Genomic DNA, 22289 nt, shown 5'->3' with positions numbered 1-22289 from the left:
GCCCCCCGCGCGAGAATCGCCAGCCATGACCGACGTCCAGTCCGACTCCGCCGCCGTTCCGGCCTCGCTCGAGGTCGGCGACGATCCGATGCCCGTGCCGCCGCCGCAGCCGGACATCGATGCGTGCTGCGGCAACGGCTGCGACCCGTGCATCTTCGACCTGCACGATCTGGCGATGGACGCGTACCGGCAGGCCCTGCGTGCCTGGAAGTCGCGCCATCCCGAGGCGTCCTGAACGTCGAAGTCCTGACGATTCTCCGAACCCCACCCGAAGGGCCGCCTCGCGCGGCCCTTTCCTTTTGGCGAGCCCGCCGCCCCCTCCACGGGGTGCTTTCCTTTCGTGACGTTTTCGGGGACATCCCCCGGTTCAGAACTGAGGCTCGATGGCCGACATCAAGGACAGGCGCCGCACTTGCCACAGCGGCGCGGTGCTCCCGCTCTCCGGAGGTCCAGATGTTCATGACCGGCCAGAACCGCTTCCATGTCGCGCATTCCGACGCGCAGGCCAATCTACGCTTCGCGCTGGCGCGGTTGAGCACTGATTGGCGAGGCCTCGATCCATTCGGACTCGAGATCCTGCTGCGCCACCTGCTGATGGCGGAGCACCGCTGCATGCCGCATCCGAGCGTGCTTCGGGAGCGCCCGACCAATCGCTGGCTGCTGCCGCGGCTGCGCCGCCGGCGGATCGAGGTGGCGGAGCGTCTGGTCGCCCTCGGGGGCCGGGTCAGCCATGCGGCGCTGGCCCGGGTACTGCCGCGCGGGCATGACTGGCCGGGCGTCTCCGCGCTGGTCGGCCGTCATGCCTGGGACCCGGTCGAGGGCCGCCAGCCGCGTCCCCACCGCCCGGTTGCCGATGAGCCGGCCTACCCGCGCGTCGACAGCAGCGCCCGGGCCACTTCCGCGAAGCCGTCGCCGCGCTCGGTCGCGGTGACATAAGCGGGCGGGTGGTCCAGCATCGGCAGGAAACGCGCGATGTTGGCGACGCCCACCGACAGCGGCATGCGTTCGAACATCAATTGATCGTTCGTCGAGTCGCCCACGTACACCCACTCGGCGGGATCGAAGTCCAGGCCCGTCAGCCGCTTCACCGCCCACTGCGCCGCGGTCCACTTGCTGTGATCGCCGATCCAGCCGTTGACGTGGATCGAACTGACCGTCGCCACCAGCCCATGCGCGCGCATCCGGTCGCAGACGGCGGCGATCGCGTCGTCGTCGAGCGTCGTGAACTCGCTGTGGTCGACGGCGATGTCGGTCAGCCGGCCGGCGCTGTCGCGCGCGAGCACGGCGCCGGGCACGGTCGCCACGATCTCCCGCGCGCACGCCTGCAGTCGCGCGAAGTTCGCCAATCGCGTCGCGTCGTCCTGGGCAAATTCGGTCGCGAGCGCCTCCCCTTCGCGATGCAGCAGAACCCCACCGTTCTCCGCGACGATCCCCCGCAGGGGCCAGGCCATCGCGAACGGTTCGCTCCAGCCGGCCGGGCGCCCCGTGATCGCAATGACCGGGACGCCGGCCGCGTGCAACCGGTGCAGCGCGTCCAGTGCCGCCGGCGCGATGGCGCCATCCGCCGTCAGGGTGTCGTCGATGTCCGTCAGCACCCCGCGCAGGGGGAGCCAGGCCGCGCGGGGGCAGTCGCTGAGCGGGGGGATCGTTCGCATGGGGGGCGATTGTGGCCCCGAGCGCAACGCTGTCATCGAGCCGCGGCCGGAACTTGACTACAATCGCGCCCTGTTCCGAGGAGCGTTGCGACCTCCCATCCCATCGAGGCCAGGCTCGGAACCGCCGCGCGGCGACATGTCCGCGGCAATGGCAACCGCGCTCACCCGTCGACCCTTCGTTGGCCGGGTGAGGACCGAGCGGCAAATGCCCTCTCCGCATCTCCCCGCGTCCTGATCGTTGGTGTCGACGGCCCTTCTTCGCAGGAGTCCGCATGAACGCCCAACTGAAGCCGCTGGCCCAAGACCAGTACCTGATCAAAGACCTGTCGCTGGCCGCGTGGGGCCGCAAGGAGATCAAGATCGCCGAGAGCGAGATGCCCGCGCTGATGGCCATCCGCGAGGAATACGCCGCCGCGCAGCCGCTCAAGGGCGCGCGCATCACCGGCTCGCTGCACATGACGATCCAGACCGCCGTGCTGGTCGAGACGCTGCAGGCGCTGGGCGCGGAAGTCCGCTGGGCCTCGTGCAACATCTTCTCGACGCAGGACCACGCCGCCGCCGCGCTGGTCGCCGTCGGCACCCCCGTCTTCGCCTACAAGGGCGAGACGCTGGAGGACTACTGGGACTACACGCACCGCATCTTCGACTTCGGCGCCAAGGGCACGCCGGGCGAAGGCCCGAACATGATCCTGGACGACGGCGGCGACGCGACGCTGCTGATGCACCTGGGCCAGAAGGCCGAGAAGGACCTGTCCGTGCTGGCCAACCCGGGCAGCGAGGAAGAGCGCATCCTGTTCGCCGCGATCAAGAAGAAGGTCGCCGAGGACGCCACCTGGTACACCCGCAAGAGCGCCGAGATCATCGGCGTCACGGAAGAGACGACCACGGGCGTGCACCGCCTGAAGGAAATGTCGGCCAAGGGCACGCTGCTGTTCCGCGCGATCAACGTCAACGACTCGGTCACGAAGAGCAAGTTCGACAACCTGTACGGCTGCCGCGAGTCGCTGGTGGACGGCATCAAGCGCGCCACGGACGTGATGATCGCCGGCAAGATCGCCGTGATCGCCGGTTATGGCGACGTGGGCAAGGGCTCGGCCCAGGCGATGCGCGCGCTGTCGGCGCAGGTGTGGGTCACCGAGATCGACCCGATCTGCGCGCTGCAGGCCGCGATGGAGGGCTTCCGCGTCGTGACGATGGAATACGCCGCCGACAAGGCCGACATCTTCGTCACCACGACCGGCAACAAGGGCGTGATCCGCCATGAGCACATGGCCGCGATGAAGCACAACGCCATCGTCTGCAACATCGGCCACTTCGACAACGAGATCGACATCGCCTCGATCGAGAAGTACGAGTGGGAAGAGATCAAGCCGCAGGTCGACCACGTGATCTTCCCCGACGGCAAGCGGATCATCCTGCTGGCCAAGGGCCGTCTGGTGAACCTGGGCTGCGGTACGGGCCACCCGAGCTACGTGATGTCGTCCAGCTTCGCCAACCAGACGATCGCCCAGATCGAACTGTTCGCGCACAAGGACGCCTACGCCGTCGGCCAGGTCTACGTGCTGCCCAAGCACCTGGACGAGCACGTCGCCCGCCTGCAGCTGAAGACGTTGAACGCGCAGTTGAGCGAGCTGACGGACGAGCAGGCCGCCTACATCGGCGTGTCGAAGTCGGGCCCGTACAAGCCCGACACCTATCGCTATTGATCCACTGACCCTAGCCTGACCCGAGACCCGACCCATGCGTGCTGACCAGCTGCTTCTCTCCCTTGGCTTGGCGCCCACGCGCTCGGCCGCCCAGCGGCTGATCGACGCGCGTGCGGTCGAGTGGGAAGGCCCCAAGGGCTGGACTGTCGTGCGCAAGTGCGGCGAGGACCTGCCCGAGACCACCCCCCTGCGCGTGACGGACGACGCCGAGCTGCGTTACGTCTCGCGCGGCGGGCTCAAGCTCGAAGGTGCGCTGGCCAAGGTCGGTGTGTCGGTGGCAGGCTTCTCGGCGCTGGACATGGGCCAGAGCGCGGGCGGTTTCACCGACGTGCTGCTCAAGGCCGGCGCGGCGCACGTGACCGGCATCGATGTCGGCCACAGCCAGCTGCATGAGACCTTGAAGGCGGACCCGCGCGTCACGGCCCATGAAGGCATGCACGTGAAGGATTACGTCCCCGAGGCGCCCTTCGATCTGGTCGTGGGCGACCTGAGCTTCATCTCGATGATCGGCACGCTCAAGCACGTGGTCGGTTGGCTCAAGCCGCAAGGCCAGGCGCTGCTGCTGATCAAGCCGCAGTACGAGCTGGGCCCGAAGGCCTTGAACAAGAACGGCATCGTCAAGGACAAGGCGCAATACGTCGTGCTCAAGGAGCAGGCCGTGGCGGCCGCCGAGAAGCGCGACCTCGTCGTCAGGGGCTGGTTCGAAAGCCCCGTCACCGGCGGCGACGGCAACACCGAATTTTTCATCTGGGTTCAGAAACCATGACGACGCCTGTCAGCATCGAATTCTTCCCGCCCAACACGCCCGTCGGCACCGAGAAGCTGAAGACCGTCGTGCAGGAGCTGCGCGCGGTGAATCCGCAGTACTTCAGCGTCACCTACGGCGCGGGCGGATCGACGCGCGAGAAGACGCTGTCGACCGTCGCGGACATCGCCTCGTCCGGCTTTGAGGCGGCGCCGCACCTGTCCTGCGTGGGCTCGACGCGCGAGAACATCGCGGAGATCCTGGCGACCTACCGCGCGCAGAACATCCGGCGCGTCGTCGCGCTGCGCGGCGACCTGCCCAGCGGCACGGCGACGGCGGGCGAGTTCCGCTACGCAGCCGAACTGGTGCGCTTCATCCGCGAGACGCAAGGCGCGGACTGGGACATCGAGGTCGCCGCCTATCCCGAGTACCACCCGCAGCAGCGCTACGCGGCGCGCGACCTGCAGTTCTTCGCGGACAAGGTGCGCGCCGGCGCCAGCGGCGCGATCACGCAGTTCTTCTACAACCCCGATGCCTACTTCCATTTCGTCGACGCGACGCGGGCGATCGGCGTGGACGTGCCGATCGTGCCGGGCATCATGCCGATCAACAACTTCGCGCGGATCGCGCAGTTCGCGCAACGCGACGGCATCGAGATCCCGCGCTGGGTCGCGCTGAAGATGGAGGGCTACATGGACGACGCCGCCTCGGTGCGCGCCTTCGGCCTGGACGTCGTCACGCGGCTCTGCGAACGGCTGATCGCAGGCGGCGTGCCGGGGTTGCACTTCTATTCGCTCAACCAGAGCGCACTGACGCTGGCGTTGTGTGAACGCCTCGGTCTCGCCGCGAAAGCTTGATAAGGCGCAAGCGCTCCGCGCCATCGCAGGGAACCGCTCCGGTTCGCCGCCGTTCCTTGTGAACGGTCAAGGTTCTCACGGAGCGGTCCGCGTTCAATCCCGGTCATCCCATTGACCAGGAGTGACCGCATGTCCCGCACCACCGCCCTCGCCTCTTTCCACCCCGCCATCGTCGCGGCCGTCGCACTCGCGGCGCTCGCCGCCTTGGCACCGTCGGCCCACGCGCAGAGCAGCCCATGGGTGTATCGCGCCCGCGCGGTGAACATCGACCCGGCGGACAAGGACAAGACCGGACTGGGGCTGTCGCTGAGCCGCAAGACGATCCCCGAGCTCGACTTCAGCTATTTCCTGACCCCGAACTGGGCCACCGAGCTGATCCTGACCGTACCGCAGCGTCACAAGCTCTACAGCAACGGCACGCGCATCGGCACGGTGAAGCACCTGCCGCCGACACTGACGCTGCAGTACCACTTCAACCCGGAAGGGACCTTCCGCCCCTATGTCGGCGCTGGCCTCAACTACACGAGCTTCTCCGGCGTCTACTTCGACCCGGCCGTGCAGACGGCGCTGCAACCGACCATCAAGAAGCACAGCATCGGCTTGGCCGCGCAGGCCGGCTTCGACGTAATGCTCGACAAGCAGTGGTCGATCAACGTCGACGTGAAGAAGATCCAGATGGACACCGAAGTCCGCGCCAAGGGCGTGAACGTCGGGAAGTTCAAGATCGATCCGCTGCTGGTGGGCGTGGGCGTCGGGTACCGGTTCTGATCGGCGCAGCTGAGTGCAGATGAAAGAATGGGTCCGTCAGGACCCCTTCTTCATTGCCCGACAGCGAGCGCCTCTCGCCGCGTCAGCTCAGCGCCGCGAACGCGTCCCGCGTCAGGTTCTCCGGCGCGCCCGTTTCGCGGCAGGCGACATCGTCCTCGATGCGGACACCGCCGAACGCGCTCAGGTGCTTCACCAGCGCCCAATCCACGTTCGCCGCCGCGGGCGTCGCGCGCAGCTTGTCCAGCAGCATCGGGATGAAGTACAGGCCCGGCTCGATCGTCACGACCATGCCGGGCTGCAGCACGCGCGTCAGGCGCAGGTACGGATGGCCTTCCGGCTTGGCGATCGTCCCGCCGTCCTCGCCGGCCATGAAGCCGCCGATGTCATGGACCTGCAAGCCCAGCAGGTGGCCGATGCCGTGCGGCAGGAACGTCGACGTCACGCCTTGCGCGACCATCGCGTCCTCGTCCATCTTCACGATGCCGAGCTGGCGCAGCACCCCGGCGATCTCGCGGTGGGAGTCCAGGTGGATGTCGCGATAGTCCACGCCCGCCCGCACGCGATCGACCAGCCGCAGCTGGGAGGCCTCCATCGCATCGATCAGCGCCTGGAACGACGCGTCGCCGTTGCCGGTCGTGCGGGTGATGTCCGACGCGTAGCCGCAGCTGTGCGCGCCCGCATCCACCAGCAGCGACAGCGATTGCGCCGGCGCGCGCTGGTCCTGGTACTGGTAGTGCAGCACCGCCGCGTGCTCGTTGAGCGCGACGATGTTGCCGTAGGGCAGGTCGCGCTCCGCGAAGCCGCAGGCGTCCAGATAGGCGTTGTGGATGGCCGCCTCGGACCGCCCGTCGCGGAAGGCGCGCTGCGACGCCAGATGCGCCTTGGCGCCCAGCGCCGACGCCTCGCGCAGGCGCAGCAGCTCGTAGTCGGTCTTCGCGGCGCGCGCGTAGTGCAGCGGGTTCAGCACGTCGGGCGGATTGTTCGGGACGATGTCTCCCAATGCCGCGTCCGCTTCGCCGACGATCGCCAGCGTGCCGGGCACCTGCAGATAGGGCAGCGCCTCCTCCGGCTTGCGCACGACGATCAGCTCGAAGTGGTCGACCCAGAAGCCGCTCGGTGCCTCGGGCGGCACGTGCCAGTAGTCCTCGGGCTGTACGTAGACGAGACGCGGCTTGTGCCCCGGCCGGATCACCAGCCAGCTGTCCGGATGACGGATCAGCGGGACCCACAGCTTGAAGTGGGGATTCGGCTGGAAGACGTAGGGCCGGTCGTCGAGGAAGGCGAACTTCTCGGTGCCCGAGGCGATCAGCAGCGCGTCGAATCCGCCGCGCTGCAGCGCGTGTTCGGTGCGGCGCTGCTGCTCCGCGAGGTGGGCGGTGTAGAGGGCGTTCAGGGCGTGGGGATCAACGGAACTCATGGCAGGGCTCACGGCAGAACTCGAGGCGGGATTCATGCGCGGGAATTCTCCCAGACGACCCCCATCTCGGTCAGCATCGCATCGAGCCGCACGTCGTTCGGCTGGGCGGTCAGCGTCGGTTGGAAGCCGTGGCTGAAGCCCACGCCGACGACCACCGGCCGCGGCTGGATCTGCCCGATCGTGCGCAGCATGAAGCCACCGCCGTAACCCATACGGATCCCGCCCGGGCCGTAGCCCAGACAGGGCAGCAGCAGCAACTGCGGATCGAAGGCCTCGGTGTCCTTGGGTTTGGTGATGCCGGTGGCGTCCTCTTCCATCGGGCAGCCCGGGTACCAGACGTGGAAGCGCAGCCGGCCTTCCTCGCGATCGACGACGGGCAGGCCGATGCGACGGTCGCCGTCGACCTCGCTCCAGCGGTACAGCGCCGGCAGCGGATCGAATTCCCCCTTGATCGGCCAGTAGGCGGCGATGCGCTTTTCCTTGCGTCCGATCAGCCAGACGCGCAGCACGCTCTGCACGACGTCGGCGAGTTCAAGGCGGCCCGGCAGGTCCAGGCGTTCGCGGATCAGGCGCTCGCGCAGCGCCTGGCGGTCTTCGGAGATCGGCAGCTTGTCGTTCGGATCCATCCAGCCCATTCGCCTTCCCTGGAGGACCCGGCGGGCCCTGGAGCGGACCATTGTGGCCGCCTCGCGGACAGGGCGCCAGCGCTGATCTAGAGTCGGCGCCATGGCACGCACCACCACCACGGGAACCGTCCGGCACCTCACCGGCGCCGGCGCGGACTTCGCGAATCACTGCATGGAGTTGCTGGCCCCGCTCGGGCCGGTGCTGGCGCGGCGGATGTTCGGCGGCTTCGGGCTGTATGTGGACGGCCTGTTCCTGGCCATCATCAGTCGCGACGAGCTCTACCTGAAGGCCGACGCCGTGAGTCAGTCGCGTTATGTGGACGCCGGCTGCGAGCCGTTCCGGTACTCGAAGACCGACAAGGACGGGCGAGAGGAGGTCGCCAGCCTGAATTACTTCCGGCCGCCGGAGGAGACGCTGGAGTCGCCCGCGCTGATGCTGCCCTGGGGGCGGCTGGCGATGGAGTCGGCCTTGCGCTCCGCCAACGCGAAGCCGAAGGCCAGGACGCCGAAGAAGAGCGCCGGCACCAGCGCCGAACCCAGGACCGTCAGGACGGAGAAGCCGGTCAAGGCGCTGAAGGGTGTCACGACGGCGGCTCCTGCGGTCAAGCGTTCGCCAGGCGCTGGCCGAACAGTTGCCCGAAAGAAGGCAGGCGGCTGACGACGCTCCGCGCCGGCTTGTTGGCGCAAGCCTGCGGCGGCACCATCAGCTGGAAGCGGGCGGTCGGCCAGGCTTCGACGACGAGCTCGGTGCCGCTGGCGACTTCCAGCGTTTCACCGGCCGACAGCCAGAAGTCCTGCGCCGGCAGGTTCAGGTCGCCGCGCTGCGTGACCCAGACGCGACCGTCGAGCACATGCAGTTCACGGCGGCCCGGGCCGATGGGCAGGCTCATGGCCTCGCCCTGCGACAACGTCCACGCGGCGTCGTCGCGGCTGACCTGGATTGATGACTTTTGCATGACATTCATGATCTGCTCCTTGTCCGCCGGGCGGTCCGCGCACCGGCGGCCTTCCTCGTGAACATGGTGCAATACTAGGGTTGACCCGCACGATGGTCCAATGAGTCTTGTCGCGTCGATTGATACCATCCACGCATGAATCCGCCCCGTCATCGCCCGCTCGCCGTCGGTTCGCTGCGCGCCTTCGAGGCGGTCGCCCGGCGTTTGAGCTTCAGCGCCGCCGCCGAGGAGCTCTACCTCACCCAATCCGCCATCAGCCGCCAGATCCGGTCGCTGGAGGAGGAACTGGGCGCCACGCTCTTCCTGCGCGGCACCCGCCACGTCGAGCTGGCGCCGGACGGCAAGCTGCTGCTGTCGGCCGTGGAGCCGATGCTGGAGCGTCTGGACAGCACGGTGCGCCAGATCCGCTCGACGCGGGGCCGGCGCGTCGTCAACGTGACGACCTTCGCCTCTTTCGCGTCGCTGTGGCTGATCCCCCGGCTGGAGGCCTTCCAGCGCGAGCATCCGGACATGGACATCCGCGTCTCGGCGCTGGATCAGCTCGTCGAGATCGACGACAGCGAATTCGACGTCGCGCTGCGCTACGCCGCGCCGAACCGGGTGGCGCCCTCGGCGCAGCGGATGTTCGGCGAGATGCTGACGCCGGTCGTGAATCCCTGGGTCGCCAAGCAGGCGCAGGAGGGCCAGGGACCGCCGCTGAGCCAGGCGGCCGACCTGCGCCAGTACACGCTGGCCGAGGAGGACGACCAGCGTCCCAGCGGCCTGTTCCTGAGCTGGCGGCGCTGGCTGGCGCTGCACGGCGCGCCGGACCTGCAGCCGCGGCGCTGGATGTACCTGAACTTCACCTACCAGCAGATCCAGGCGGCGGTGTCCGGCCAGGCGGTCGCGCTGGCCCGGTTGCCGCTGATCTACGAAGCGCTGGAGCGCGGCGAGCTGGTCGAGCCCTTCGGCGAGGCCGGCCGCACCGACTGCCCGACGGTGTACTGGCTCATGATGTCGGAGCACGGGCGGGCGCGGCCCGAGGTCGTCGAATTCGCACGCTGGATCGGCGAACACGCCGCGCTCACGCGCCGCGCGATCGGCGAGCCGGATCCGCCGGTGGACGAGAACTCCGGCTGAGCAAGAAGGCTTCCGCACTGCCACGCCGCCGGCCCTCACCCCTCCCTCTCCCGCAAGCGGGAGAGGGGGCAAGAGGAGCCGGCGCTGCGAGTAGAACTGGTCGGACTCCCTCTCCCGCTTGCGGGAGAGGGTGGGGGTGAGGGCCAGCGGCGATCCGGTCCGCTCAGTCAGGGCGCAATCAATTCGCGCTCGGTCAGCACCACGGTCATCGCCTGATCGTGCGGCTGGACTTCGAACGCGGCCTCGCAGCAACTCCACCCCAGCCCGATCGTCGTGACCCCGGGGTGCGCCTCGATCCAGCGGTCGAAGTAGCCGCCGCCGTAGCCCAGTCTGAAACCTTCCCGCGTGTAGCCCAGGCAGGGCACCAGCAGCACCTCCGGCACCAGCACCGGCCCGGTCGAGCTGGGGATGCCGCACTCGTCCTTCACCGTCGGTTCCTGGCCGTCCCAGCGCCGGAACGTCATCGACGCCGGCCCGTGGTCGCCGGCTTTACGCGCGAAGGGCAGCGCCAATTGCATTTCTCCCCCGAGCTTGTGGGTCGAGGCCCAGGCCGCTGCGTTAAATTCCCCCTCCAGGGGCCAATAGAGGCCGAGGGTCAGCGGCTCGAGCTGGCGCAGCAGCGGAAGCAGCTGCTCGCCCAGCTTGTCGGCGGCGAGACGCGCCTCGGCACCGGCCCACCATTCGCGGCGGCGCGCCAGCAAGGCGCGACGCAATTCGCTTCGCTCATGGGGCCAGGTCTTGCCGGTTGTGCCGGCGGCTTCGGGAGCCATGGGGGAGTCACTCATCGCAGGTCGGCATGAAGTTCGCTCGGATCACTGTAACCGCCCTCGCCTCCGCCACCGTGACCGTCTCGGCCACCGTCGGTGCCCTGGGGGCCGTGGGCGCCCTCTGCGTGGCCGCCGCGGTCACGGCCCCGCCAGCGCTCGCGCAATCGACCACGACCTTCAACGTCGTGCCCAACCCCCTGCCGCCGCTGCCGGACCTGGTCACCGATGCCCGCGAGGCCTGGCGCATCCGGGACCGCTCGCGACTGGCCGCGATGCGGCAGGTCGCCTTCGACCAGCAGCATCCGCTCGCGCCCTGGTTCGACTACTGGGAGCTGAACGCCCGCCTGTCCGAGGCGCAGCAGCCGGAGCTCAACGCGTTCTATGCGCGCTGGCCGGGCGCCTACGTCGAGGACCGGCTGCGCAACGACTGGCTGCTGGAGCTGGGACATCGCCGCGACTGGGCCAACTTCCGCCGTGACCACGCCGCCTACAAGATGCAGGACGACCGCGAAGTCGCCTGCTACGCGCTGCTCGCGGATCCGCCGGGGCGCGACCTGCGAGACGCCGCGCGCGCCGCCTGGTTCGCGCAACGCGATGCGGACGAGGGCTGCAACATGCTCGCGGCCACGCTGCACGAGAACGGCCAGTTCAAGGATTCGGACGTCTGGCGCAAGCTGCGCTTCATCGTCGAGACCAACAAGCCCCGCGCGGTGAAGCAGGCCGGGGCGCTGCTGTCCAAGCCCGACCAGGAGGCGCTGGCCGAGCTGATGGACAAGCCGGACCGCTACCTGAAGCGCAAGGCCGCGGCCTCGCCGCGCGCCAAGGCCGAGCTGACGATGCTGGCGCTGATGCGGCTGCTGGCGACCGACTACGACAAGGCGGACGACGACGTGCGCCGCTGGGCGGCCAAGCTGCCCAACGACCTGTCCGCGTGGCTCTGGGCCCAGTACGGCAGACAGGCGGCGCTGCGGCTGAAGGACGAGGCCAACGAGCACTTCGATCGCGCGATCAAGCTGCAGGCCAAGCTCGGCCCGGTCGAATGGAGCGACGACACGATCAGCTGGATGGCGCGCGCCGCGCTGCGCGGTGACGCGGGCGCGAGCCGGCCCGAGCAATTGATCGCGGCCATTGCGCTGATGAAGCCGTCGGACCAGAAGGACATCACCTGGCAGTACTGGCGCGCGAAGGCGCAGCAGCAACTGGCGCCGACCGGCCCGTCCGGTGACGCCCAGCGCCGCGAAGCCCAGGAGACGCTGCGCGCGATCGCCTCGCCGCTCAGTTTCTACGGCAAGCTCGCCGCCGACGAATTGAAACTGCGCCTGCCGCTGCCGCCGACGCCTGCGGATCTGACGGCGCCGGAGCGCGCGCAGGGGCTGGCGAATCCGGGCATCCAGCGCGCGCTGATGCTGCTCGCCGTGGGCCTGCGCAGCGAAGGTCAGCGCGAATGGAACTTCAGCCTGCGCGGCCTGTCGGATCGCGAGCTGCTGTCGATCGCGCAGGCCGCTTGCGAACGCGAGCTCTGGGAGCGCTGCATCCAGACCAGCGAGCGGACGAAGACCGAGATCGACCTCGCCCAGCGCTTCCCGATGCCCTACCGCGCGGACGTGTTGAAGCAATCGACGGCGGTGGGTCTGGACCCGGCCTACGTCTACGGCCTGATCCGGCAGGAGTCGCGCTTCATGATGGACGCGCGCTCGCACGTCGGCGCCGGCGGCCTGATGCAGGTGATGCCGGCCACCGCGAAGTGGACGGCCAGGAAGCTGGGCGTCGACTTCAAGCCCGACATGCTGCATGACCGCGACACCAACCTGCGCCTGGGCACCGGCTACCTGAAGCTGGTGATGGACAGCTTCGAGGGCTCGCAGGCGATGGCCGCGGCGGCCTACAACGCCGGCCCGAACCGGCCGCGCCGCTGGCGCGACGGTCCGCAGCTGGACGCCGCGATCTGGACCGAGAACATCCCCATCTGGGAGACCCGCGACTACGTGCGCAAGGTGCTGTCCAACGCGACGATCTACGCGCAGCTGATGGGCCGCGAGCGCGGCATCGTGCTGCGCGACCGGCTCGGCAGCGTCATCGGGCCGGCCGCCGCGTCGGCGCCGGACATCCCGGCCAACGGCACGAACTGACCCCGGCGCGCCGGCGACGGCGCCCTTCCCCTTTGCAGAGAGCTTTCCGCATGCAGCTGATCATCGGCAACAAGAACTACTCGTCCTGGTCGATGCGCCCATGGGTGCTGATGAAGGCACTGGGCATCGATTTCCAGGAGCGGATCGTCCGTTTCGACTTCACGCCCGACTCGGCCTTCTATCGCGAGATCGGCGCGGTCACGCCGGCCGGCAAGGTGCCTGTGCTGGTGGACGACGGCCTCGCGGTCTGGGATTCGCTGGCGATCGTCGAGTACCTGGCCGACCGCTTCCCCGACAAGGCCGTCTGGCCGCGCGACGCCCGCCAGCGCGCGCGGGCGCGTTGCCTCTGCGCCGAGATGCACAGCGGCTTCGGCCATCTGCGCAGCCATTGCATGATGAACATCGACGCCGACCTGACAACCGTCGGCGCACGGCTGCTGCAGACCGAGGCCGGCCTACGCAAGGACCTCGCCCGCGTCGTGGAACTGTGGACCGAGGCGCTGACGCAGAGCGGCGGCCCCTTCCTGTTCGGCGAGTTCGGCGCGGCGGACGCTTTCTTCGCGCCGGTGGTGATGCGGGTGACGCGCTACGGACTGCCATTGCCCGCCCCGTTGACGGCCTACACGGACGCCGTGCAGGCGGCGCCGGGCGTGCGCGAGTGGATCGCCGACGCGATGGCAGAGAAGGACTTCCTCGACTTCGAAGAGCCCTACCGCGACGTCAGCGGACCGGTACCGGTCTTGAAGCCTTGAAATGAAAAACCGCCTTCCGTTGCCTGTGCGGGCAGGCGGCGGAAAGCGGCGAGGTGGGCCGACGCGAAATCAGTGGTCGCGGCGGCGGCGGACCATGAAACCTGCGGCGAGAAGGCCGCCGAGCATCATGGCCTGGTTCGTGGGCTCGGAGACGAAGGACGGCACGACGGTGTCCGCGCCCTCTTGTTCGTTGACATCTGCCAGCTGCACGGGGGCGGGCTGGCTCTGCCGGGTGAAACTGGTGTCAGCGGCGACGTGCACGGAGTTCGTGTCCGGCGCTTGCTGCTCCTGCGCCTGGGCGGCGAGACCAATTCCGCCCAGCAGGAGGAGAAGAACAGACTTCATTCAAGATACTCCCTACTGCTATGCCGGCCTGCCTGACTACAACGTCTCTCTCGGTAGTTGGCCTGTTTGAACAGACACTGGTGTGCAGGTGGCATTGGTGAATATACGGATAGAGAGACTACTTTAGCTATCCCCTTCATCGGGGATGCTGCGCCGCAACATGAGTGTTCAGATGTATCTCGTTGGGGGGGCTGTCCGGGACGCCCTGCTGGGACTGCCCGTGCAGGACCGCGATTGGGTCGTGGTCGGCGCAACGCCCAAGTCGTTGATCGACAAGGGTTTTCTTCCTGTGGGCAAGGATTTCCCGGTCTTCCTGGATCCCGTGACCCATGAAGAGGTGGCATTGGCCCGGACCGAGCGCAAGACGTCTGCCGGGTACCACGGTTTCCAGTTCCACACGGCCCCCGATGTGACGCTTGAACAGGACCTGGCACGCCGGGATCTGACGATCAACGCCATGGCCCAGGCGGAGGACGGGACGCTCATCGACCCCTATGGCGGTCGGCGCGACCTCGAGGCGCGCGTGTTGCGGCACGTCTCGGACGCCTTCGCGGAGGACCCGGTGCGGATCCTGCGGCTGGCGCGTTTCGCGGCCCGCTTCGGTGACTTCACGGTGGCGCCGGAGACGATGGCGTTGATGCGCGCCATGGTCGCCGCTGGCGAAGCCGACGCGCTGGTCGCCGAGCGCGTCTGGCAGGAGGTCGCCCGCGGCCTGATGGAAGGCCACCCGGCGCGGATGATCGAGATCCTGCGCGACAGCGGCGCGCTGGCGCGCATCGCGCCGGAGCTGGAGCGGCTGTTCGGCGTGCCGCAGCCCGAGGCGCACCACCCGGAGATCGACACCGGTGTCCACATGCTGCTGGTGCTGGAGGAATGCGCGCGCGTCGAGGCGCCGCTGCCGGTGCGCTACGCCTCGCTGTGCCACGACCTCGGCAAGGGCACGACGCCCGAGGAGGAATGGCCGCGCCACCTGAAGCACGAATCACGCGGCGTCGAACTGGCGGCGGCGCTGTCGCAGCGCTGGCGGGTTCCGTCGGACTGCAAGGAGCTCGCCGAGCTGGTCGCGCGCGAACACACGCACGTGCACCAGAGCCTCGACTTCAGCGCCGAGGCGCGCCTGCGCCTGATCGAGCGCAGCGACGCGCTGCGCCGGCCGGAGCGCTTCGCCCAGCTGCTGCTGGCCTGCGAGTGCGACGCCCGCGGGCGCGCGGGCTTGCGCGACCGCCCCTACCCGCAGCGCGCGGCGCTGCTGCACGACCTGCGGGCGGTGCAGTCGGTCGATCAGGCGGCGATCTCTTCGGCCGCGCTGGCGGCGGGCAAGAAGGGCCCGGCCATCGGCCAGGCGATCCACGAGGCCCGCAAGGCGGCGCTCAAAGCGTGTGAGAGCGATCGCCCGCGCTGAGGTCGTGGCGTCTCTTATCCCGGGGACGCCGCAGCTTCAGGCTGAAGGAAGGTCCTCGAAGTGCTTGACTGCGACTGAACTTCGTCGGGGTCCATGACCCCTTCCAGGTAGCTCGAATAGCGCTCATGCAGATGCTTGAGCGCTGCGCCCTTGTCGGCCTGGTAGGCCAGCCGTTCCTGGAAGAACTGCATGCGGGCCCGGTTGTCGTCGAGCACCTGACCCCACGTCTTGATGTGGATGGACACGTTGTCATTCTGATGAACAAGACCGGTCGATGTATTCCGGCCGATCTTGAATTTCCCCACGGGACCAATGTCGTCGCTGATCACCCAGAACACCCAATTCACATCCACGTTGCGGAAGCGTTCGTCAGCGATCACCGAGGCGGCGTAGCACTCGATCTGAGAAATCTCGTCGCGGTCGATCTTGATGGAGGGCGCCTTGAGTTCCACAACGAGGTGAGTCAAGTCGTTGGCGCGATAGCGCCGAGTCTGCCTCGACAACATCAGGTCAACGATGCCTCGCGTCTGGGAGACATGCTTGACTGGTGCGCCGATGACGACGTCCTCGCCCAACAGCGCTTTGTGCTTGCGAAGCACTTCGGTCAGCGACATGTCATCAACGGAGAGATGGAACTCCTCACCGAAGATCCATGGGTTCTGGGCGAGGATCCGATGCAGTTGAGCCCGCTCCTTCAGTCGCTGCTTCGGTCCCTTGTCGAAGAGGATCGCTTCAAGGCCGTTCAGGAACTTGAGCCGTTCGGAGACGACCTTCGCTCCATTGATGATCGAAGACATCGATCCCTCGCGCAACAGTTCGGCAAGTTCCTCCTGTTGGCGCACCGGAAGGTTCAAGACCTCGGTCAGGATCAGTTGAAGATCCTCAGGGCCCTTCTCGATCGCCTGACGGAGCATCCGAAGGTGGAGGGCCTTGCTCCGCGGCGCCGCTGCCTCGAAATCGGGAAGATATCGGGCGACATTGAGGGCGACGATGTCGAAGACCTGACGCTCGATCAGCTCGAGTTGAGTCACGGGTTCATCGTCAGGGAACGGATAGATCTTCTCCGCCTTCCATTCGGCAACGAAGCTGCGAGCTTCCTGCGCCGCAATCGAACGGAGGTGGTTCTTGTTCAAGTCAAACGCCCTATGCCTGGCGATCCTCGATTGAACCTCGATCTGGAATTCTTCCTGCTGCATGGCACCTCGCCTCATTCGCTGCTTCGCGCCGGTGTGGCGCATTCGAATGGAGAGGTGATTGAACAACACGCGCGAGGACTCGAACGCCTTCGAGACCCGCAGCTAACTGATGTCAGCCATGCTCGGCTGAATTCCCACCAGCATGAGTCACTCTCGTTGTCGCGCCGCGCTCACAACGTATGCGACCGATCGCCCGCGCTGAACCCCAGCGCATCGAACCCCTCCCCCGGCGCGAAGCCGATGACCTTGAACAGCTCGCCCATCTCGTGCTCGGCGATCAGCCGGTGGGCCATGCCGCGCTGCGCGAGGTCGGCGCCGCTCATCAGGTCGACCAGGCCGCAATTGATCAGGAAATTGGCCTGGCTCGTGTAGCCCAGCACCATCAGCCCCGCGTCCTGTCCCGCCAGCGCGATGCCGGTGAAGTTCACGTGCGCCGTGATGTCCTTCTGCCCGGGCAGCGCCAAGGCATCGGGATCGGCCATGTGCAGGTGATGGCACATCAAGGTGCCGCCCGTGCGCTGCGGGTGGTAGTACTCCGACTCCGGGAAACCGTAGTCGATGAAGAACGCCGCGCCGCGCTTCAGGCGCTCGGCCAGCGTGCGGATGAAGCCCTCGGCCTGCGGATGCACCTCGGTGACCGTGCCGGGCACGAAGCCGATGTCGTGCTCCGGTGGCGTCGGCGGGCGCGCATCGCCGGGCCGGTCGTCGAAGGACAGCGCGCCCTGATCGTCCATCGTCACGCCGCGCCGCAGCCAGTGCTGGCCGTCCCAGCGCAGCAGCTCGACGGGGATCGCGTCCAGCAGCTCGTTGGCGACCAGCACGCCGTGGATCTCGTCGGGCCAGCGGTCCAGCCATTCCACCCGCGGCGCGAAGCGCGCGAGCCGCTCGGCCTGGCGCTCGCGCAAGGTGCCGGACAGATCGACGATGAAGTACTTCGACAACGGCGTTCCCGCCGCGTCCAGGGTCTCCAGCAGCTGCGCCGCGAGCGCGCCGCTGCCGGCGCCGAACTCGATCACCGTGTCGGTGCCGCTGACCGTCAGCGCCTGCGCGACCTGCCTGGCCAGCGCGCGTCCGAACAGTGGCGACAGCTCCGGCGCGGTCACGAAGTCCGAACCCTGCTGCGGCATCGTGCCGAACTTGCGCCGCGCGTTGGCGTAGTACCCCACGCCCGGCGCGTACAGCGCCAGGCTCATGTAGCGGTCGAACGGCAGCCACCCGCCGGCCGCGGCGATCTCGTCGCGCAGCAGCGCGGCCATGGCGGGATCCGTCGCATGCTGCATCGCGGCAGCCGACGCGCCCCGCGACGACGCGGTCGAGGCCCCCTGCGAGGAACGGGAAGCACCCTGCACGGGACTGGCAGCGCCATGCGGCGCGGACGCCGCGCCGTTCAGGCGGGCGGAATCAGGCAACTTGGAAGTCATGTGTCGATCCTGGGAAGCGTCGGCTGACCGCGTTCGGCCAGCCAGGCTTCGAATTCCTCGGCGGGCATCGCCGGCGCGATCACCTCGCCCTGCAGCTCGTCGCAGCCCCACTCGGCCAGCAGGTGCCATTGCCGCGCGTTGCGCACGCCTTCGGCGCCGACGCGCAGGCCCAGGCCCTTGGCCATCTGCACCATGGCGCGCGTGATCGCGGCCGCGCCGCGATCGTCCGGCAGCACCGCCACGAAGCTCTGGTCGATCTTGAGCTTGTCCAGCGGCAGCCGGGTCAGCTGGTTCAGCGCCGTGTAGCCGGTGCCGAAGTCGTCGATCGAGATCGCCAGCCCTTGCGAGCGCAGCGTCTGCAGCAGCTCGGGCAGGCGGTCGATCTCCTCGGTGAGCATGCGTTCGGTCAGCTCGAGTTCCAGCCACTCACCAGGCACGCCGGCCGTCTTCAGCACGTGGGCCACCGACTTCGAGAAACTCGCCAGCCGGAACTGCATGCTCGACAGGTTCACCGCGATCGGCACCGACGCGACACCGCGCTCATGCCAGGCGCGCGTCTGCCGCGCGGCCTCGTACATCACCCACTCGCCCAGCGGCAGCATCAGGCGATGGCGCTCGGCCACGACGATGAAGGCATCCGGCGTCAGCAGCCCGCGCTCTGGGTGCCGCCAGCGCAGCAGGGCTTCGGCGCCGACCAGCTCGCCGGTGCGCGCGTCGACCTGCGGTTGATAGAAGAGCACGAACTGGTCGGCCGTCAGCGCCTGCGCCAGCTCGGTCTCGAGCACCAGGTCCGCGTAGGCGTTCTCGGCCATCGCGTGCTCGAAGAAGCGGTAGGTCGCGCGGCCCGCGGTCTTGGCCAGGTACATCGCGGTGTCGGCGTGCTGCAGCAACTCCTCGGGCGACTCGCCATGCTCCGGGTACATCGCCACGCCGATCGACGGCGTCACCGACAGGTCGCGGCCGTCGGCCTGCACCGGCACCTCGACGACGCTCAGCAGCGCGTTGAGCACCGTCTGCACGTCCTTGCGCTGATGCACGTCCTCGAGCAGCACGACGAACTCGTCGCCGCCGAAGCGCGCCACCAGGTCGCTGCCGCGCAGGCCGCCGCGCAGGCGTTCCGAGACGGTCCGCAGCACGCGGTCGCCTTCGAGGTGACCCAGCGAATCGTTGACCCGCTTGAAGTTGTCGAGGTCGATGAACAGCAGCGCCGCGCGGCGCGCATTGCCTTGCGAGAGCCGTTCGCGCAGCCGCTCCATGAAGGTCGCGCGGTTCAGCAGGCCGGTGAGCGGATCATGCTGCGCGAGGTGCTGGATGCGCGCCAGCGCCTCCAGGTGCGGACGCAGGTCGCGGACGATCGTCATGCGCAGGCGCTCGCCGTTGCGCCACAGGGTCCGCACGATGAATTCGACGTCGATGCGCTCGCCGCTGCGATGCAGGATCGCCGTCGGGTAGCGGGTCTCCGTGCCGCTCATCATCACGTCGCGCACCGTGTCGACCTGATCCGGCGCGATCATCGACAGGGCCGACCGCCCCACCAGTTCCTCGAGCGTGTAGCCCACCAGCTCGCACAGCGGCGGGTTGACGTCGGTCATCACGCCGTCGCGGTGGAAGACGATGCCCTCCATCGACGCCTGCATGAACTTGCCCATCCGCTCCTCGGAGTCGCGCACGGCCAGCTCGGCCTCGCGGAAGCGGGTGATGTCGGAGATCAGCACGAAGCTGGACTGCACCTCGTCTGCGCCCGGCGGCATGTAGGGAATCAGGTTGACCTCGATCCAGCGCGGGCTGCCGTCACGGCGCTCCAGTCGCCGCTCGTAGCTGACGCTGACGCGTTCGCGCAGCACGCGCTGCACGTGGGGCTCGATCTCCAGCGAGGCGTCCTCGCCGATGATCTGCGCGAAGGTGCGGCCCAGGACGCTGGCCTCGTCCAGGCCGAAGCTGCGCGCGTACTGGCGGTTGGCGAAACGGCAGGTGCGCGTGGCCGCGTCGAAGACCGCGATCAGCACCGGCACGTTGTCCGCGAGCAGCCGGAACTGCGCGGCCTGGTCTTCGGCCGAGGGCGCCGGGCAGGCCGGCGGCAGGGGCGGCACCGGCGCTTTCATTCAGTCCGTCCCGGCTGTCGAGGACATGGCGGACGGTGCGCTCGCAGCGGCATCGTCCGCGCGCGGCGGCTGCTCATCCAGCGTCTTCAGCGCGAGGCAGAGGTCCTCCCACGCCCGCGCCTTGTCCGGCAGGTTGCGCAGCAGGTAGGCCGGGTGGTACGTGACCACCAGCGGCACGCCCTGGTAGCGGTGGACGCGCCCCCGCAGCCGGCCGATCGGCTCCTGGCTGCGCAGCAGCTGCTGCACCGCGAAGCGGCCCATCGCCAGGATGATGCGCGGCTGGATCAGTTCGATCTGGCGTTGCAGGAAGGGCTCGCACTGCGCGAGCTCCGACGGATCCGGATTGCGGTTGCGCGGCGGCCGGCACTTCAGCGTGTTGGCGATGTAGACCTGCCGTTCCGGCGTCCCCTCGCCGCGGCTCAGGCCGACCGCGCGCAGCATGCTGTCCAGCAGCTTGCCGGCGGCGCCGACGAAGGGCTCGCCCTGCAGGTCCTCCTGCTCGCCCGGCGCCTCGCCGACGACCATCCAGTGCGCGCGCTCGTTGCCCACGCCGAACACGGTGTTCTTGCGCGACTCGCAGAGCCCGCAGGCGCGGCAGGACGCGACCTCGTCGCGCAGCCCGGGCCAGTCGAGGCGGGCGACGGCCTCGCGCGCCAGGCCACGGGCCTGGGCGAGCGCGGCATCGGCCGCAGCGGCCGCGGTCACCGGTGCCGCAACGGAGGCAGCCACGGGGGCCGCGACGGGAGCCACGTTGGGCGCGGCGGACGGTGTCCTCGCCGGGGCTTCCGGCGCGCGGCGCGGCGCGGGCGGCTCCGCCAGGGCGACCTCGGCGTCGACCATCGGCGCGCGCGCCGCGGGCGCGGCGTGCGGGTCGGTCGATCGCGCGGGCGCCACGGCACGTTGCGCGACGGGCGCAGCAGGCGCGACAGGCGCAGGCGCCTCGGTCGACGGCGCCGCGCCGGAAGCGGGCGTCCACAGCTTGAGGCCCATCGCCTCCAGCATCGCGCGTTGACGATCGTTCCAGCTCATGGGGCGGGCTCCATCAGGCGCAGCGTCATCAGGATGGCATCCTCGCGGCCATCCGCGCCAGGGTAGTAGCCGCGACGCAGGCCGCTCTGCACGAAGCCGTAGCGCTCGTACAGCCGGCGCGCGCGGACGTTGCTCTCGCGCACCTCCAGCCACACCTGGTGGCAGCCGCGGGCCCGCGCCAGCAGGCCCAGCGCGTCGAGCATGCGCCGCGCCAGTCCCTGCCCTTGCCGCTCCTGGGTCACGGTGATGTTGAGCAGGTGCATCTCGTCGATCACCTGCATCGCGAGGAAGTAGCCGCAGAGCCGCGCCTGCTCGTCACGCATGACGAAGCCGACGTAACCCGCAGCCATCGAATCGATGAAATTGCCGCGCGTCCACGGATGGCTGTAGGAGACGGCCTCGATGGCCATCACCTCGTCGAGGTCCAGCGCGCGCAGCGGCTGCAAGGATTGCAGCGACGGCGGCCAGGCCAGATCGCGGGGTTGGGCGCTCATCTCGTGGGCGCTCCCTTGGCGGCCTCGCGCTCGGCGGTGGTCAGGGCCACCTTGTCGCGCACGTACAGCGGCAACGCGTTGGCGGCGTCCTCCGCGAGGCCGGCATCGAAGGCCTGGCGCGCGAGCGCGCCCAGCGCGCGGGCGCGCGAGGCGGTGGTCGGGAAACGCCGGGCCGCGCCGGTCTCCAGCGCAAAGGCGCCCAGTGCCGAGCCGGCGACGATCGTCGGCGGTTCGTCCTGCCACAGCGCGCGCAGCGGATCGAGGTCCGTCAGCACCGGCTCAAGGGTCGTCGACCACCGCGCGCCGTTCCAGCGGTAGCGGCCGAGGTAGATCTGGTTCATGCGGGCGTCCATCGCGACCCACACGTCGAGCGATGGTAGCTCCCCACCGGCAGCGAGGAGCTGCTGGCGCGTGTCCTCGGCGACCAGCATCAGGCTGTCCAGGGCGAGCACCGGCTTGCCCGCGCCGAACGCCAGGCCCTGCGCCACCGAACACGCGGTGCGCAGCCCCGTGAACGCGCCTGGCCCGCGGCCGAAACCGACCGCATCCACGGCGGCCAGCGGCAGGCCGGCCTGCTTCAGCAGCGCCATCACGTCGGGGACCAGCCGCTGGGAGGCCAGGGCCCCGCCATCGGCGTCCACAAAAGCATCATGGCCCTGGCCCACGAGGGCCAGAGCCATGTGTTCGGTCGAGCTATCCAGGGCCAGCAACACGCTCATGGCTGAAGTGTAGTGGCCCGGGACGTCGCGGGGCCGGGAGATCCCCCGGCCCCGTGGGGCGCGATGTCGATCAGGGATCGGCCT

The 22289-nt window shown here is 68.8% G+C and carries 23 protein-coding genes and 1 riboswitch; of the genes, 11 read left to right on the top strand and 12 right to left on the bottom strand.

Going from position 1 to position 22289, the window contains the following annotated elements:
• The first annotated feature begins 25 nt into the window (after window positions 1–25).
• Together AC07PR_RS28135 and AC07PR_RS28130 are read left to right on the top strand one after the other, a co-directional pair.
• The gene (locus AC07PR_RS28135; protein ID WP_495137212.1) at window positions 26–235 is read left to right on the top strand and encodes an oxidoreductase-like domain-containing protein; all 210 of its coding nucleotides are present in this window, start codon (window positions 26–28) and stop codon (window positions 233–235) included.
• A gap of 218 nt (window positions 236–453) precedes the next feature.
• Window positions 454–936: a hypothetical protein gene (locus tag AC07PR_RS28130; protein WP_377157966.1), complete on the top strand. Its 483-nt coding sequence runs from the start codon at window positions 454–456 to the stop codon at window positions 934–936.
• On the opposite strand, the gene AC07PR_RS28125 is transcribed toward AC07PR_RS28130, so the two are convergent.
• Window positions 864–1655 carry an HAD family hydrolase gene (locus tag AC07PR_RS28125; protein WP_483108713.1) on the bottom strand — a complete coding sequence of 264 codons (792 nt, stop codon included), beginning with the start codon at window positions 1653–1655 and terminating at the stop codon, window positions 864–866. The two genes, AC07PR_RS28130 and AC07PR_RS28125, sit on opposite strands and share 73 nt — an antisense overlap.
• A gap of 71 nt (window positions 1656–1726) precedes the next feature.
• Window positions 1727–1825: riboswitch (S-adenosyl-L-homocysteine riboswitch) on the top strand.
• Between the two features lie 102 nt (window positions 1826–1927).
• On the opposite strand from AC07PR_RS28125, the gene ahcY reads away from it, so the two are divergent.
• The 4 genes from ahcY to AC07PR_RS28105 all read left to right on the top strand — a co-directional run bounded on the left by ahcY (window position 1928) and on the right by AC07PR_RS28105 (window position 5731).
• Window positions 1928–3361 carry an adenosylhomocysteinase gene (gene ahcY / locus AC07PR_RS28120; protein ID WP_377157968.1) on the top strand — a complete coding sequence of 478 codons (1434 nt, stop codon included), beginning with the start codon at window positions 1928–1930 and terminating at the stop codon, window positions 3359–3361.
• Between the two features lie 34 nt (window positions 3362–3395).
• Window positions 3396–4127 (top strand): TlyA family RNA methyltransferase, encoded by a 732-nt coding sequence (locus tag AC07PR_RS28115; protein ID WP_495137211.1) that lies wholly within the window; start codon window positions 3396–3398, stop codon window positions 4125–4127.
• On the top strand, window positions 4124–4963 hold the full coding sequence (gene metF, locus AC07PR_RS28110) for a methylenetetrahydrofolate reductase [NAD(P)H] (RefSeq protein ID WP_483108712.1): 840 nt from the start codon (window positions 4124–4126) through the stop codon (window positions 4961–4963). Before AC07PR_RS28115 ends, metF begins: the two co-directional genes overlap by 4 nt.
• Before the next feature lie 129 nt (window positions 4964–5092).
• Window positions 5093–5731, top strand: a complete 639-nt coding sequence (locus AC07PR_RS28105) for an OmpW/AlkL family protein (protein WP_495137210.1) — start codon at window positions 5093–5095, stop codon at window positions 5729–5731.
• Window positions 5732–5813: 82 nt separating this feature from the next.
• Here AC07PR_RS28105 and pepQ read toward each other — a convergent pair whose 3' ends face one another.
• Both pepQ and AC07PR_RS28095 read right to left on the bottom strand, forming a co-directional pair.
• Window positions 5814–7148 carry a Xaa-Pro dipeptidase gene (gene pepQ / locus AC07PR_RS28100; protein WP_495137209.1) on the bottom strand — a complete coding sequence of 445 codons (1335 nt, stop codon included), beginning with the start codon at window positions 7146–7148 and terminating at the stop codon, window positions 5814–5816.
• A 32-nt stretch (window positions 7149–7180) separates the two neighbouring features.
• Window positions 7181–7774: a 5-formyltetrahydrofolate cyclo-ligase gene (locus AC07PR_RS28095; protein WP_483108709.1), complete on the bottom strand. Its 594-nt coding sequence runs from the start codon at window positions 7772–7774 to the stop codon at window positions 7181–7183.
• A gap of 100 nt (window positions 7775–7874) precedes the next feature.
• Between AC07PR_RS28095 and AC07PR_RS28090 the strand changes: the two genes are divergently transcribed.
• Window positions 7875–8432, top strand: a complete 558-nt coding sequence (locus AC07PR_RS28090; protein WP_495137208.1) for a TfoX/Sxy family protein — start codon at window positions 7875–7877, stop codon at window positions 8430–8432.
• Here AC07PR_RS28090 and AC07PR_RS28085 read toward each other — a convergent pair.
• Window positions 8377–8739, bottom strand: a complete 363-nt coding sequence (locus AC07PR_RS28085; RefSeq protein ID WP_377157977.1) for a DUF2917 domain-containing protein — start codon at window positions 8737–8739, stop codon at window positions 8377–8379. The two genes, AC07PR_RS28090 and AC07PR_RS28085, sit on opposite strands and share 56 nt — an antisense overlap.
• Before the next feature lie 126 nt (window positions 8740–8865).
• Here AC07PR_RS28085 and AC07PR_RS28080 point away from each other — a divergent pair, with 126 nt between their 5' ends.
• Window positions 8866–9849 carry a LysR family transcriptional regulator gene (locus tag AC07PR_RS28080; RefSeq protein WP_377157978.1) on the top strand — a complete coding sequence of 328 codons (984 nt, stop codon included), beginning with the start codon at window positions 8866–8868 and terminating at the stop codon, window positions 9847–9849.
• Window positions 9850–10016: 167 nt separating this feature from the next.
• Here the strand turns inward: AC07PR_RS28080 and AC07PR_RS28075 are convergent, their stop codons facing one another.
• Window positions 10017–10619 (bottom strand): 5-formyltetrahydrofolate cyclo-ligase, encoded by a 603-nt coding sequence (locus tag AC07PR_RS28075; protein WP_495137207.1) that lies wholly within the window; start codon window positions 10617–10619, stop codon window positions 10017–10019.
• A gap of 26 nt (window positions 10620–10645) precedes the next feature.
• Between AC07PR_RS28075 and AC07PR_RS28070 the strand changes: the two genes are divergently transcribed.
• On the top strand, window positions 10646–12745 hold the full coding sequence (locus AC07PR_RS28070) for a lytic transglycosylase domain-containing protein (RefSeq protein WP_495137206.1): 2100 nt from the start codon (window positions 10646–10648) through the stop codon (window positions 12743–12745).
• A gap of 50 nt (window positions 12746–12795) precedes the next feature.
• Complete coding sequence (locus AC07PR_RS28065; RefSeq protein WP_495137205.1) at window positions 12796–13497, top strand: glutathione S-transferase family protein; 702 nt, start codon at window positions 12796–12798, stop codon at window positions 13495–13497.
• A 69-nt stretch (window positions 13498–13566) separates the two neighbouring features.
• Here the strand turns inward: AC07PR_RS28065 and AC07PR_RS28060 are convergent, their stop codons facing one another.
• A complete protein-coding gene (locus AC07PR_RS28060) occupies window positions 13567–13842 on the bottom strand; it encodes a hypothetical protein (protein WP_495137204.1) in 276 nt (91 codons plus the stop codon).
• A gap of 172 nt (window positions 13843–14014) precedes the next feature.
• Here AC07PR_RS28060 and AC07PR_RS28055 point away from each other — a divergent pair, with 172 nt between their 5' ends.
• The gene (locus AC07PR_RS28055; RefSeq protein ID WP_377157983.1) at window positions 14015–15244 is read left to right on the top strand and encodes a multifunctional CCA addition/repair protein; all 1230 of its coding nucleotides are present in this window, start codon (window positions 14015–14017) and stop codon (window positions 15242–15244) included.
• A 14-nt stretch (window positions 15245–15258) separates the two neighbouring features.
• Here AC07PR_RS28055 and AC07PR_RS28050 read toward each other — a convergent pair whose 3' ends face one another.
• The 6 genes from AC07PR_RS28050 to tsaB all read right to left on the bottom strand — a co-directional run bounded on the left by AC07PR_RS28050 (window position 15259) and on the right by tsaB (window position 22205).
• On the bottom strand, window positions 15259–16440 hold the full coding sequence (locus tag AC07PR_RS28050; protein WP_495137203.1) for a histidine kinase: 1182 nt from the start codon (window positions 16438–16440) through the stop codon (window positions 15259–15261).
• A gap of 170 nt (window positions 16441–16610) precedes the next feature.
• A complete protein-coding gene (locus AC07PR_RS28045) occupies window positions 16611–17720 on the bottom strand; it encodes a class I SAM-dependent methyltransferase (protein WP_495137338.1) in 1110 nt (369 codons plus the stop codon).
• 137 nt (window positions 17721–17857) lie between these two features.
• Window positions 17858–19963 carry a putative bifunctional diguanylate cyclase/phosphodiesterase gene (locus tag AC07PR_RS28040; RefSeq protein ID WP_495137202.1) on the bottom strand — a complete coding sequence of 702 codons (2106 nt, stop codon included), beginning with the start codon at window positions 19961–19963 and terminating at the stop codon, window positions 17858–17860.
• A complete protein-coding gene (locus AC07PR_RS28035) occupies window positions 19964–20992 on the bottom strand; it encodes a uracil-DNA glycosylase (protein WP_377157989.1) in 1029 nt (342 codons plus the stop codon).
• On the bottom strand, window positions 20989–21486 hold the full coding sequence (gene rimI / locus AC07PR_RS28030) for a ribosomal protein S18-alanine N-acetyltransferase (protein WP_377157990.1): 498 nt from the start codon (window positions 21484–21486) through the stop codon (window positions 20989–20991). The genes AC07PR_RS28035 and rimI overlap by 4 nt, the downstream gene beginning before the upstream one ends.
• A complete protein-coding gene (gene tsaB / locus AC07PR_RS28025; protein ID WP_377157992.1) occupies window positions 21483–22205 on the bottom strand; it encodes a tRNA (adenosine(37)-N6)-threonylcarbamoyltransferase complex dimerization subunit type 1 TsaB in 723 nt (240 codons plus the stop codon). Before tsaB ends, rimI begins: the two co-directional genes overlap by 4 nt.
• Between the last annotated feature and the right edge of the window lie 84 nt (window positions 22206–22289).

The organism is Roseateles sp. GW821-FHT09H11 (assembly GCF_059415845.1).
This window is presented reverse-complemented; position numbering and strand designations above follow the sequence as displayed.